We start from the raw sequence: 12,407 nt of genomic DNA, 5'->3' as shown, positions 1-12,407 counted from the left end.
TCCGCCGCTGGAAATGCAGTAAAATTTGATTGTGTACCGCGCGCCCGTAGCTCAGTTGGATAGAGTACCTGGCTACGAACCAGGCGGTCGGGAGTTCGAATCTCTCCGGGCGCACCATACACAGTCAGCACAACAAGTTCATGTAATTGGCGCCCGTAGCTCAGTTGGATAGAGTACCTGGCTACGAACCAGGCGGTCGGGAGTTCGAATCTCTCCGGGCGCACCATTACACCGAAACAGCAGGCCTCGGCCTGCTGTTTTTTATGCGTGTTTTTCGGCAGGGCTGCGCCCTGCATCCTGGTAGTGCCGGCCGCTGGCCGGCAACCTCAACGGCAACGGCAACGGCAACGGCAAAAGCTGGCATTCCGTGGGCTGGCGGGGCGGCATGGACAGGCAGGACACGCCGTAAACCCCGCTCCGCGGTCCGGCCCAGCCGCTGGCGGCTGTGCGTTCGGGCGCTTGCGAAGCAATGCTTCGCAAGCAAAGCGCCCTCACCCATGGGGGCTCGATGGCGGCATCCATGCCGCCAACGGTCCTGCCTGCCCATGCCGCCCCACCTCTGACAGATTTCCGCGATCTGATGGATCCACGCCATGCGTGGATGAATCTCCATCGAGTTCGAACATTTCGACAATTGATCGAAGAGCATCCACGCATGGCGTGGACCTACCGTGTCGACAAGGTCGACACCTACCAGAGCAGTACGCCGTTCCGACAGATCGCGGAAAACTGTCGAAGGCGGGGTGGGCCCGGTTGCGGGGGCCTGAGCCGCATGGATGCGGCGACCGAGCTTACATGGATGTACTTGCAGCGGCCCCCGCAACCGGACCCACCCCGCCATCCCTCAGGAAACCAGCTTCTGCTGTTGCTGTTGCAGTTGCTGTTGCTCTGGATCGTAGCGGGTGCAGGGCGCAGCCCTGCCAAACCTTACCCCCTGGCCATCGCCTGCCACCACTGCGACAACAGCTCCGGCCTGCGCAGGCGCTCGCGCCACCAGCGCAGTGCGGCGCCATCCTCTCCGGTGCGCCAGGCCAGCCAGAAGGTCTCTTCCGGCTTGTGTTCCTCCACCTCGCGGATCACCAGCTGGCCGCGCGCCACCGCAGCGCGTGCGCACGGCTCGGGCAGGAAGCCGAATCCCACGCCTTCGCACTGCAACTTCAATTTGCTGGCCATGTCCGGCACCGTCAGCATCTCCTGCCCCATCAACAAGCCGACCGTGCGCGGCAGCAGCCTGCGCGCGGAATCAGAAACCGCGATCGCGCAGTGCTCGACCAGCTGCTCGCGACCGAGCACGCCTGGCACTGCGGCCAACGGATGACCGGGCGCGACCGCGAACACGAACTCCACCGTGCCCAGCGGCTCGACCACGTAACCACCGCCACTGGGGCCCTCACCCGGCGCGCCGACCAGCAGGTCGGCACGGCGGTCCAGCAGGGCCTCCCAAGTGCCGGACAGGGCCTCGCCGATCAATCGCAGCCGGGTCGGTGCCTCGGCCTCACGAAACGCGGCGATATCCGGGCCGAGCAGCCAGGTCGGGAACACCGAATCCACCGCCAGCGTCAGTTCGGTCTCCCAGCCCGACGCCACCCGGCGCACCCGCAGTTCCAGCTCGCGGGCGGCGCGCAGCAGGTGCCGACCTTCGTCCAGCAGCGCGCGGCCAGCCTCGGTCGGCTCGGCGCGCGGACCGACCCGGTCGAACAGCTGAACGCCCAGGTCCTCCTCCAGCTTGGCCACGGTGTAGGAGATGGTCGAGGGCACCTTGTGCAGGGCCTTGCCGGCGCCGGCAAAGGAGCCGCGCCGGTCGATGGCATCCAGGATCTGCAGGGCATCGAGGCTGAGCTTGAGCATTCGAATTTTTCGATGATGACTGTCAAAACTATCCGTTTTTCAAACCCAAGGCGCAAGCGGATACTTCTCTCCAACGGGGAAACACAGCGGCTGCCAGCCCACCCCGCCCCATCGAAACCATCGAACAAGGAGATTCCATCATGCTGCAGATCCGCAAGAGCGCTACCCGTGGCCTGGCCGAGCATGGCTGGCTGTCCTCGCGCCATACCTTCTCCTTCGCCAACTACTACGACCCGCGCTACGTCAGCTTCGGCCCGCTGCGGGTGATCAACGAAGACAAGGTGATCGGCGGTCAGGGCTTCGGCACCCACGGCCACAGCAACATGGAAATCATCTCCTACGTGCTGGGCGGTGCGCTGGAACACAAGGACTCGATGGGCACCGGCTCGGTGCTGCGTTACGGCGACGTGCAGCGCATGAGCGCCGGCAGCGGCGTCACCCACAGCGAGTTCAACCACTCGGCCGACGAGACCGTGCACTTCCTGCAGATCTGGATCTTCCCGGACACCGAGAACATCACGCCGTCCTACGAGGAGACCCACTTCGCGCCGGAGACCAAGCGCGGCCAGCTGCGCCTGATCGCTTCGCCGGACGGTGCCGACGGTTCGCTGCGCATCCACCAGGATGCCCGCATCTTCGCCACCATCCTCGACGGCGGCCAGAAGCTGCACCATGCCCTTGGCAACGGTCGTGGCGCCTATGTGCAGGTGGCCCGTGGGCAGCTGCAGGTCAACGGCATCACCCTGGAAGCCGGTGATGCGCTGCAGGTCAGCGACGAAGCCCAGCTGACGCTGGAAAACGGCAACGATGCCGAAGTGCTGGTGTTCGACCTGCCGCTGTAACCACATCGCCCGCGATGCTGCAGAGCATCGCGGGCGCATCTGCGTCAGAACCTGTAATTCAAGCTCAACCGCACGTTGCGCGGCTCGCCCCAGGTGTAGGTGCTGTACCAGTTGAAGATCGTGTAGTAACGCTTGTCGAGCAGGTTGTTGACGTTGACCGTGGCCGACAGGCGATCGTTGAACTGGTAGCGCGCCATCGCATCGAGCAACCAGTACGGCTGCGTGCGATGCACCACCTTGGCCCGCGTGGCCGGGTTGGTGATCTCGCCGAAAGTCGAATCCTGCCAGCGTGCGCCACCACCCAGCGTCAGCGCCTGCCAGGCGCCACGCAGACGGTAGCGGGTGTGCAGGCTGAACTGGTTCTCCGGTTCCAGCGTGGTCACCTTGGTGCCCGCCTGGCGGGCGATCTTGTGGGAGAACCCACCCTGCACCTGCCAGCCCTCGGCCAGCTGACCCGACATTTCAAGCTCGTAACCCTTGGTGCGCACGCCCATCAAGGCGCGGTAGGCATCCTGGCCATCCGGTGTCTTGCCGCCGGTGGGCTGGGCGAAGTTGTCCTGATCAAGCTGGAACAGCGCCGCACTGGCATTGAGGCGTCCATCGAAGAACTCAGCCTTCAGGCCAACCTCGTAGCTGCGGCCCTCCAGTGGATCCAGTGCCTTGCCCTGCTCGTCACGCTCGCCCTGCGGCTTGAAGATGGTGCTGTAGCTGGCATACACCGAGTAATGCTCGCCGAGGTCGTAGACCACGCCGGCATAGGGCACATGGACACCGGTCTCGCGCGTGTCCGGCGAGCGGTAACTGGCCAGGCGGCTGCCGACGATCAGCTTCAACGGATCGGCCAGATCGAAGCGGCCAACCACGTACAGCCCATTCTCGCGGGTCACTTCATTGTTGTCATAGGTGCGCTGCCACTGCGGTTCGGCAATGTCGCCATTCCAGGTCCTGTAGTCCGGCACGGTATCCGGGAACCCCGCCTGCGGGCCGTAGCCGGTATTGGTCCAGCGCTTGCGCGAGGCACTGCCACCGACCACCAGCTCATGCTCCCGCCCGAACAGGCCGAAACGCCCGCTCACATAGAAGTCGGCGGCATTGCTGACGGTCTTGCCAACGTACTTGCCGAGCCACAGGCTGACGCCCTCGCCGGTCAACGGATCAGGATTGCCGGCGGCGGCACCGGCCAGTGCGGCGTCATAGCCGTTGACCTGGTGGTTGAGCTGAAGCTTGGCAATCCAATCGTTGGCGAACGTGTGCTCCAACGTGGTGAAACCGGTACGCACGTACTGGCGCCAGCCGGCCCATTGCGCACCATTGTTGAACGAGCGCGGCATGCGGTTGAAGTTGCCGGCGCTGTCCAGCAGCGGAATGCCGCCCCACGTCGCCCCCTTCGGGTCGCTGTCCATCACGTCGCCACCAACCGACAGCAGCGTGCGTTCGCCCAGATCGGCTTCCAGCACGGCATAGCCGACCTTGCTGGTGCGCTGGTAGTTGTCCAGGTTGGAGCGCTTGTCTTCCCAGGCACCCACGGCGCGGCCACGCACGCGGCCATCGGCAGTCAGCGGGCCACCCACATCGAGCTCGGCGCGATAGTCGTCCCAGCGGCCGACACCCAGTGAGGCACTGCCGGCGAAGTCCTTGCCCGGCTTCTTGCGCACCAGGTTGATGGTCGCACCCGGATCGCCCATGCCGGTCAGCAGGCCGGTCGCGCCCTTGAGCACTTCGATGCGGTCGTAGATGGCAGTATCGCTGAGCGTGTTGCCGGCGGAGTACGCCGAATTGCGCGACATCGGAATGCCGTCGTACTGGAAGTTCTGGATCGCGAAGCCGCGCGCGTAGTACTCGGTGCGTTCGCTGTCGTAGGTGACGATGCTGATGCCGGGGGTCACCCGCATCACGTCGTCGATGCCGTGCAGGCCGAAGTCATCCATCTGTGCGCGGGTGATCACGCTGATGGTCTGCGGGGTCTGCCGTGGCGTCAGCACCAGGCGGGTAGCGGTGGCAATGGTGCCGGGCGTATAGGCGTCGCTGCCCTCGGTGATGGTACCGAGCAGGTTGGCGGTGACCTGCACGGTCTGCAGGGTCTGTGATGCAGGCGCCTGCGAATCCTTGGCTGGATCCGTACTGGACTGCGCAACAGCAATACCGCTGCTGCCCAGAGCAGCGATCAGCAAACCCCGGGCCAGCGCCTGCGGCAACGCGCGGCGACGCGGCAAGGGGGACGGCGTATGGACAACAGGCACAGGCAGCACGGCGGGACCTCCACGATAGGGTGGGATCCTCTGGCGGCGGCTGGAGGGAAGAGAGGGACGCGGCCGGACAGCCGCGGCGCAGGAGTGTACTCCCCTGCGCCGCGGCTGTCGTGCGGAGTGCTGGCGCGGGATCAGCCGCCGATGGCGGCGCAGGCCTCCAGGATCAGCGCGGTCACTTCCTTCGGCTGCGAAGCCAGCGAGGCATGGCTGGCATCCAGCTCCAGCAGGCGCCTGGGCTGCATCCTTGCGGCCATGGCCTTCTGGTTTTCCGGCGCGATCATGCGGTCCTGGCGGGACAGCTGGTACCAGCTCGGCATTTGCTTCCACGCCGGGTCGCTGACCGCATCACCGAAGGTGCTGGCCAGCGGTGCCTTCTGGGTAACGGCCATCACCCGGCCTTCGTCTTCGCTCAGATCCTGGCAGAAGCTCTCATGGAACTTGTCCGCACGCAGCCACAGGTAGCCATCGCTGTCTGGTGCCAGGTTCGGCGCCGCCTCCGGCAGGTGCTGCTGGGTGATCCCACCGGGGCTTTCGCCTGCATCAGGCGCGAAGGCAGCGATGTAGACCAGGCCCTTCACGTTGGGCTCGTTGCCGGCCTGGCTGATTACCGCGCCGCCATAGGAGTGGCCGACCAGCAGTACCGGCCCGTCGATCTGCCGGATCATTTTCCGGGTGCGTCCTGCGTCGTCGGCCAGCGAGGTCAGCGGCAGTTCCACCGCCTGCACACGGTCGTGGCCGTTGCGATGCAGTTCCAGGATCACCTTGGCCCAGTGTGCGGCCCCGCCCCAGAAGCCATGGACGAGGAGGATGGTCGGTGTCGTGCTCATGTAGAGGTCTCCGGCAGCGGCCGGCGGAATGCAGACCGTGCAGCCACTGTCCGTGCGTGGCGTTAATCGCTGGTGACGCAATCGGGTCACTGCAATCGTATGCGTCGCCCGATGTCACGCATGGCACTTGCCGAGTCAGTCTGAAATCGTTTTCATGACTGTTCCCTGGAGCTTCGCATCGCGCATGACGCCTTCATCCCCCCGTGCCCAGCAGCACGCCACCCGCGCCGCCTTCTTCATTCCCGGATTCGCCACCGCCGCATGGGCGCCGATGGTGCCCTACGCCAAGGCCAAGGCCGGGCTGTCCGACGCCAGCCTCGGCGCCGTGCTGCTGTGCCTTGGGCTCGGCTCGCTGCTGGCGATGCCGTTGGCGGGCGCGCTGACCGGGCGGCTGGGCTGCCGCCGGGTGATGGTGATCACCTGCGCGATGATGCTGTGCGCCCTGCCCTTGCTGGTGCTGGCGCCCTCGCCGGTGGCGCTGGGTGCGGCGCTGTTCGTGTTCGGCGCCGGCGTCGGTGCGCTGGATTGTGCGATGAACATGCAGGCGGTCGCGGTCGAGCGCGACGCCGGGCGCGCGATGATGTCCGGCTTCCACGCCTTCTACAGCATCGGTGGCTTCGTCGGCGCCGGCTGCATGACCGGCCTGCTGATCCTGGGTACACCGCTGTGGCTGGCCGCGCTGGTTTCGGTGGCGGCACTGCTGCTGGTCGCGGTGCTGTCGGCGCCGCACTGGCGCCCGCAACGGATCCTGCACGACGGCCCACTGCTGGCGCTGCCGCACGGCGTGGTGCTGTTCATCGGCGTGCTGGCCTTCGTGGTGTTCCTCGCCGAGGGCTCGATGCTGGACTGGAGCGCGGTGTTCCTGGCCGAAGTGCGGCAGGTGCCGCGTGACCAGGCCGGCGCCGGCTTCGCGCTGTTCACCCTGGCGATGACCGCGATGCGCCTGTTCGGCGACGGCATCGTCGAGCGCCTCGGCCGCACCCGCACCCTGGTCTTCGGCGGCATCACCGCCGCAGCAGGCTTCACCCTGGCCACGCTGGTGCCCTCGTTCCCGGTGGCGCTGGCGGGCTATGTACTGGTCGGGCTGGGCTGCGCCAACATCGTGCCGGCACTGTTCTCGATGGCCGGCCAGCAGCGGGTGATGCCGGAGAGCATCGCCATCACCGCAGTCACCACGCTGGGTTACGCCGGCATCCTCGCCGGCCCGGCAGCGATCGGTGCACTGGCACACGGCACCAGCCTCGGCTTCGCCTTCCTGTGCGTGGCCGCGCTGCTGCTGGGCGTCGCGGCGTCTGCCCGCTCGCTGGCACGACGCGTGGCCTGACAGAAAAAGGGGACGGAGGGGATTAAGTCGTTTCTGGTCCAACTGTGCGGGAAACGACTTAATTCCCTCCGTCCCCTTTTTCAGCGGTGGGCCAGCCACTCGGCCTGGGCCGGCAGCTGTGGGGCCGGACAGGCGCTCTTCGGGTGGTGCTCATCGCGCGCCATCCAGTCATCGACCACGCCGGCCAGCAGGTCCAGCCGCAGCGGCAGGGTGATGTGGTCCTCGCCGCGCATCTCGATGTAGTGCGCGCGCGGGTTGGCCTGGGCCAGTTCGCGGCCCTGGCTGACCGGAATGTGCTGGTCGCCCTGGCCGTGCAGCAGCAGCACGCAGGCGCGGGTATCGGCCAGCGCGCGCGCTACGTCCACGCGGTCCAGATCGACGTCGATACGGCGGCTGGCGGCGGCGATCACCTGGTTGATGTCCTGGCCGCCGTAGCGCCAGCGCGCGTACGACGCCATCGCCTGCGCCTTCAGGCCTTCCGGCTGCAGTCCCATCAGGTGTGGAATCATCGTGCGGATCGCCACACCGGCATTGGCGAACGATTCCATCGCCACCACCCCTTCCACCTGGTCGCCGAGCTTGTCGGCGGTGAATACCGCTGTGGCGGCGCCATAGGACACGCCGAACAGGTACAGCGGGCCGGTTACTTCACCACGCGCGCGCAGCTCGCCGATCACATCCACCACATCGTCGGATTCATAGGTGCCATAGCCCGACGGCCCGGTACCGGACTGTCCATGGTTGCGCAGGTCAAGCGTGACCACGCGGTAGCCGGATTCGGCCAACTGCAACGACCACGGCAGCATCGAATCACCGTTCATCATCCAGCCGTGCAGCAGCACCACGGTACCGCGCGGTGCCTGCGCGCGGAACGGCTGCGGTACTGCCAGGCTCAGGCCGGTATCCAGCGGCAGGCCGTTCTCGTGGCGCTGCGGCAGGTAGTGGTAACGCGCGCCGTAATCGCCAGGATCGAACACACGCCAGAAGATCGGCACGCCATCGCGGCCCGGCGCGAAGCCGTGGCGATTGGGCAGTTCGGCAATGGCCGCGGCAATGCGCGGACGATCGAGCAGGGTCGATACGCCACCCGGCGCGATCAGCCGATCGGCGAGCGAGGTGGACGAGGCATTGATCGAGGACGAGCATGCAGCCAGCCACAGGCCGGCGCACGCCAGCAACAACAGCAGCAGGCGCTTCATGGGCAATCGGGGAAAAAGGTGCGACAGCGTGGCAGGTTAGCGACGCGCGCGTGGGCCATCTATCGCGCGTGGATGACGACTTGATGACAACGCAGGAACGATTCAGCTTGGTGTACAAGCTGTATCTGTTCAGTCATTGATCCGGATCAATGAACGCCCGCGCGGGATTGCCCACAGTGCCGTCATGCGCACCTCGTTCAAGCTCGCCATTGCCCTGGCCGCCACGCTGGCCGCCGCCTACGGCGTCGCCCGCACCACGCCCTACTGGTTCGCACCGCGACAGGCCGCGCAGGTCGACATCCACGATCCGGCATTGATCGCGCAGGGACAATACCTGTCGCGCGCGGCCGACTGCGCGGCCTGCCACACCGCGCCCGGCGGCAAGCCGTTCGCCGGTGGCCTCGGCATGCAGACGCCGATGGGCACGATCTACTCGACCAACATCACGCCCGATCCGGACACCGGCATTGGCGCCTACGACTACGCCGACTTCGAGCGCGCGGTACGTCGCGGCATCCGTCACGATGGGCAGCCGTTGTATCCGGCCATGCCGTACGCCTCGTACGTGATCGCCAGCGACGCCGAGATCAAGGCGCTGTACGCCTACTTCATGGGCTCGGTGCAACCGGTGAAGCAGGACAACGCCGACAGCACGATCCCGTGGCCGGCCAACATGCGCTGGCCACTGGCCTGGTGGCAGCTGCTGTTCGCACGCCCGCGCACGTTCAACCCGGATCCGTCGCTGGATGCCAGCCAGCAACGCGGCGCCGAACTGGTGGAAGGCCTGGCCCACTGCGGCGCCTGCCACACGCCACGCGGGTTGGCGTTCCAGGAAAAGGCGATGGCCGATGATGGCAGCCGCCAGTTCCTGTCCGGCTCGGTGCTGGAAGGCTGGTATGCGAAGAACCTGCGCAATGAATCGACCGGCCTGGCCAGCTGGAGCGAGGGCGAGATCGTCGATTTCCTGCGTACCGGCCGCACCGATCGATCGGCGGCCTTCGGCGGCATGGCCGACGTGGTCGAGCACAGCACGCAGTACCTGTCCGATGCCGACCTGCTGGCGATGGCCCGCTACCTGAAGCAGCTGCCCGCCCGCGAAGGACGCAGCGCACAGTGGTCGCCCGGTACCGACACCACCACCGCCGCACTGCGCAGCGGCGACTACCGCGTGGCCGGTTCGCTGGCCTATGCCGAGCACTGCCAGGCCTGCCACCGCGCCGACGGGCGCGGCATGCCGCGCGTCTATCCAGCCCTGGCCGGCAACTCGATCGTGTTCGCCGATGACCCCAGCTCGCTGGTGCAGGTGACCTTGATCGGCGGCCGCACGCCGCATACCCCGCATGACCGCATGGCCTTCACCATGCCCGGCTTCGAGCAGCTGCCGAACGCGCAGCTGGCACAGATCCTGACCTTCATCCGCAGCAGCTGGGGCAACCAGGCCAGTGCCGTGAGCGAGGTCGACGTGGCGCGCATTCGCCGGGTGGTGCGCGACAAGCCGGTGCACTACGTTCCGCAGGAGGCAGCACGATGAAACGTTCGCGCAAACGCTCCCGCCTGCTGATCGCCAGTGCGATCACCCTCGTGCTGCTGGCCGGCGCCGGTACCCTCGCTTACCGTCATCTGTACCCGGACCTGGATGCCGCCGTGGCCAGCACGATCGATATCCTCGATGCGCAGGGCAAGGTGGTCGGGCACTACCATGCGCCCAGCGCCGAAGAAATCGCCGGGCTCGGCAATGCCGAATCGGTGATGCTCGGCCGCCGTATCCTCAACGAGACCGCACGGCTGCTGCCGGACAATGTCGGCAACGATCTGAACTGCAACTCGTGCCACATGGCCGAGGGCAAGCGGCCTTTCGGCAATCACTACTTCAATACCGGCGGCGGCGCCTATCCGCGCTACATGCCGCGTCCGGGCAAGGTGATCGGGCTGACCGAGCGCATCAACGGCTGCCTGCAGCGTTCGATGAACGGCAAGCCGCTGCCGAAGGACTCGCCGCAGATGCGCGCGATGCTCGATTACATGGCGTGGCTGAGCAGTCCGGTGCCAGAGGGTGCAAAGGTGGCCGCCCCCAGTGAGGGGCCGATCGACAGCACGCTGACCCCGGACCCGGTCCGCGGCCAGGCGCTGTACGCCGTGCAGTGCGCCGCCTGCCATGGCGACAACGGCGAAGGTCGGCGCGACGCCAGCGGTGACATCGCCTTCCCGCCGCTATGGGGCGACCACAGCTTCAACATCGGCGCGGGCATGGCGCGCCTGTACAAGGCCGCCGGCTTCGTCAAGCACAACATGCCACCGGCGGTGACCCGCAAGCCCCCGCTTGGGCAGCAGGTGATGCCCGACCAGGATGCGGTGGACATCGCCAGCTACTTCATCAACCAGCCACGCCCGGACTTCGCCAACAAGGCCAAGGACTGGCCGCGCGACCCGAAACCCAAGGACGCGCGGTACTGAGCACCCCGTGGGTCAGCGCTTGACCAGCTCGACCCGCCGGTTGCGTGCCTTGCCTTCTCCGCTGCCGTTGTCAGCCACCGGCCTGTCGGCGCCGAATCCGACCGCCTGCAGGCGGTCGGCGGCGATGCCCTTTGCGGTGAGCGCGGCCACCACCGACCGCGCCCGATCCTCGGACAAGCTGCGGTTGTGCGCGGCCGCACCGCTGTTGTCGGTGTGGCCTTCGATCGACAGTTTCAGCGACGGGTCGGCGCGCAGCAGGTCCAGCACCTGCGCCAGCTGTGGTTCGGACGCCGGCAGGATCTGCGCCTTGTCGATGGCGAAGTTGACCTGGATCGCCACGCGGCCATCGCTGTCCAACTTCTTCCTCAACGCATCGGCCGGCAACAGCGCCGCGGTCTGGGTGAAGCCCTTGCGCTCGGCCACCACCCAGCCTGCGCTGAGGTATTCCAGGCGCGCGTGCACCCACACCTGGCGACCATCAGCCAGATCCACGCGGTAGACCACGGTGTCGTAGTTGTCCCAGCTGTAGCTGGCCGCATTGCCGTAGGACGACTGCACCTGCTTCGGTACGTCCTCGGCCGCTTCGTGCGGGATGCGCCCCTCGAACAGCTTGGTGCCGTTGACCTGGGCCATCATCGCCTCAAGATTGCGACGGACTTCCTGCATCGAGTACTCGCGCTCGCCCTTGTCGAAATCGGCAGCGAAGGTGCGGCCCTCAACCTGTTCGAACTGATCGCCGGTCCAGAACGGGAAGGCATCGAAATCACGCTGCTCGGGCTTGTTCCGGTCACGATAACCGGCCGGCAGGGACAGGTGCGGGAAGCTGTCCGACCACTGCGCGGTGGCCTTGAACGGCACTTCGTCCACGACCACAAGTCCAGCGCCATTGCTGTCCACTGCCAGCTGCAACCACACGGTGCGATTGGCCTGGCGTAGCACGTACACCGTGGTGGGAGCCTCCTGCTCGCCGTTCACCGCATCGATGAAACCACCTCCGATCTCACCTTCCAGCTGCGGGCCGTAGTAGATGTCGCGCAGCAGCGCGCCTTCGAAGACCTTGCGGCCACCGGCGGCGGTGATCACGCCGTCGAAGTTGCGCTGTACTTCCAGTGCGGAAAACGCTTTGTCCGGTGCGCCATCGCCGTCGGTCACGATACGTGCCGACCAGCTCGGGCCTTCCACCCAATGCACGCCGTTGCCCATCCGGAACGGGAAGCGCGCCCAGGCGCGTGGGTGGGCGTTCTGCGACGCATAGCCCGGCGGCAGGCTGAAGAACGGCAGTTTGCCCAGCGGGGCGTCGCTCAGCGGCACGCTGGCTGGGTCGAAGGGCACCAGCGGCACAGCCTTGCCCTCGCGGTCGGTGAGTGCGGCGCCATCGGCGGCGGCTGTTGAACCGGCTGGGGCGGCGGCCGGTGCTGCGGTCTCGTCCGCCGTAGCTGGCACAGGCGGTACCACCTCTCCATCCGAGGGCGTCCGGTTGCATCCTGCCAGCAGCACCAGGGCTGCGCCGCCCAGCCAGATCGTCGATCGCTTCTGCATCGCCACCACCTCAGGTCCATTGAAGCGCCGAGCATACCCGAAGGTCGTGACCGCCCCCACAGTGCCATCGTTCCTGCGCTGGCACGTCATGCCGATGTCATTGGCGCTGCCGACACTCCGGGGTT

Annotated in this window: 9 protein-coding genes and 2 tRNA genes; 6 read left to right on the top strand and 5 right to left on the bottom strand. The window is 66.6% G+C overall.

The window, feature by feature from the left end; genetic code table 11:
* Positions 1–40: 40 nt before the first annotated feature.
* A tRNA-Arg gene (locus AC5P99_RS07750) sits at positions 41–117 on the top strand.
* Between the two features lie 32 nt (positions 118–149).
* A tRNA-Arg gene (locus AC5P99_RS07745) sits at positions 150–226 on the top strand.
* A 701-nt stretch (positions 227–927) separates the two neighbouring features.
* On the opposite strand, the gene AC5P99_RS07740 is transcribed toward AC5P99_RS07745, so the two are convergent.
* A complete protein-coding gene (locus AC5P99_RS07740) occupies positions 928–1,848 on the bottom strand; it encodes a LysR family transcriptional regulator (protein ID WP_005409044.1) in 921 nt (306 codons plus the stop codon).
* Between the two features lie 140 nt (positions 1,849–1,988).
* On the opposite strand from AC5P99_RS07740, the gene AC5P99_RS07735 reads away from it, so the two are divergent.
* Positions 1,989–2,690 carry a pirin family protein gene (locus tag AC5P99_RS07735; RefSeq protein WP_005409043.1) on the top strand — a complete coding sequence of 234 codons (702 nt, stop codon included), beginning with the start codon at positions 1,989–1,991 and terminating at the stop codon, positions 2,688–2,690.
* A gap of 44 nt (positions 2,691–2,734) precedes the next feature.
* Here AC5P99_RS07735 and AC5P99_RS07730 read toward each other — a convergent pair whose 3' ends face one another.
* Both AC5P99_RS07730 and AC5P99_RS07725 read right to left on the bottom strand, forming a co-directional pair.
* Positions 2,735–4,939 carry a TonB-dependent siderophore receptor gene (locus tag AC5P99_RS07730; RefSeq protein ID WP_495213013.1) on the bottom strand — a complete coding sequence of 735 codons (2,205 nt, stop codon included), beginning with the start codon at positions 4,937–4,939 and terminating at the stop codon, positions 2,735–2,737.
* A gap of 131 nt (positions 4,940–5,070) precedes the next feature.
* A complete protein-coding gene (locus tag AC5P99_RS07725) occupies positions 5,071–5,766 on the bottom strand; it encodes an alpha/beta hydrolase (RefSeq protein ID WP_088436840.1) in 696 nt (231 codons plus the stop codon).
* 184 nt (positions 5,767–5,950) lie between these two features.
* On the opposite strand from AC5P99_RS07725, the gene AC5P99_RS07720 reads away from it, so the two are divergent.
* Complete coding sequence (locus AC5P99_RS07720) at positions 5,951–7,090, top strand: MFS transporter (RefSeq protein ID WP_012479749.1); 1,140 nt, start codon at positions 5,951–5,953, stop codon at positions 7,088–7,090.
* Between the two features lie 80 nt (positions 7,091–7,170).
* On the opposite strand, the gene AC5P99_RS07715 is transcribed toward AC5P99_RS07720, so the two are convergent.
* Positions 7,171–8,289, bottom strand: coding sequence for an alpha/beta fold hydrolase (locus AC5P99_RS07715; protein ID WP_005409039.1), 1,119 nt, complete (start codon positions 8,287–8,289; stop codon positions 7,171–7,173).
* Positions 8,290–8,473: 184 nt separating this feature from the next.
* Between AC5P99_RS07715 and AC5P99_RS07710 the strand changes: the two genes are divergently transcribed.
* Both AC5P99_RS07710 and AC5P99_RS07705 read left to right on the top strand, forming a co-directional pair.
* Complete coding sequence (locus AC5P99_RS07710; protein ID WP_111118522.1) at positions 8,474–9,820, top strand: c-type cytochrome; 1,347 nt, start codon at positions 8,474–8,476, stop codon at positions 9,818–9,820.
* Positions 9,817–10,743: a c-type cytochrome gene (locus tag AC5P99_RS07705; RefSeq protein ID WP_149500920.1), complete on the top strand. Its 927-nt coding sequence runs from the start codon at positions 9,817–9,819 to the stop codon at positions 10,741–10,743. Before AC5P99_RS07710 ends, AC5P99_RS07705 begins: the two co-directional genes overlap by 4 nt.
* A 12-nt stretch (positions 10,744–10,755) precedes the next feature.
* Here the strand turns inward: AC5P99_RS07705 and AC5P99_RS07700 are convergent, their stop codons facing one another.
* Complete coding sequence (locus tag AC5P99_RS07700) at positions 10,756–12,282, bottom strand: OmpA family protein (protein WP_262091498.1); 1,527 nt, start codon at positions 12,280–12,282, stop codon at positions 10,756–10,758.
* Positions 12,283–12,407: the final 125 nt, after the last annotated feature.

It is taken from the genome of Stenotrophomonas sp. YJH_SMC_80 (genome assembly GCF_059372495.1).
This window is presented reverse-complemented; position numbering and strand designations above follow the sequence as displayed.

Coding starts and splice junctions, on each gene's coding strand:
- AC5P99_RS07740 (WP_005409044.1), bottom strand. CDS start 1,848: ATGCTCAAGCTCAGCCTCGATGCCCTGCAGATCCTGGATGCCATCGAC.
- AC5P99_RS07705 (WP_149500920.1), top strand. CDS start 9,817: ATGAAACGTTCGCGCAAACGCTCCCGCCTGCTGATCGCCAGTGCGATC.
- AC5P99_RS07700 (WP_262091498.1), bottom strand. CDS start 12,282: ATGCAGAAGCGATCGACGATCTGGCTGGGCGGCGCAGCCCTGGTGCTG.
- AC5P99_RS07720 (WP_012479749.1), top strand. CDS start 5,951: ATGACGCCTTCATCCCCCCGTGCCCAGCAGCACGCCACCCGCGCCGCC.
- AC5P99_RS07725 (WP_088436840.1), bottom strand. CDS start 5,766: ATGAGCACGACACCGACCATCCTCCTCGTCCATGGCTTCTGGGGCGGG.
- AC5P99_RS07715 (WP_005409039.1), bottom strand. CDS start 8,289: ATGAAGCGCCTGCTGCTGTTGTTGCTGGCGTGCGCCGGCCTGTGGCTG.
- AC5P99_RS07735 (WP_005409043.1), top strand. CDS start 1,989: ATGCTGCAGATCCGCAAGAGCGCTACCCGTGGCCTGGCCGAGCATGGC.
- AC5P99_RS07710 (WP_111118522.1), top strand. CDS start 8,474: ATGCGCACCTCGTTCAAGCTCGCCATTGCCCTGGCCGCCACGCTGGCC.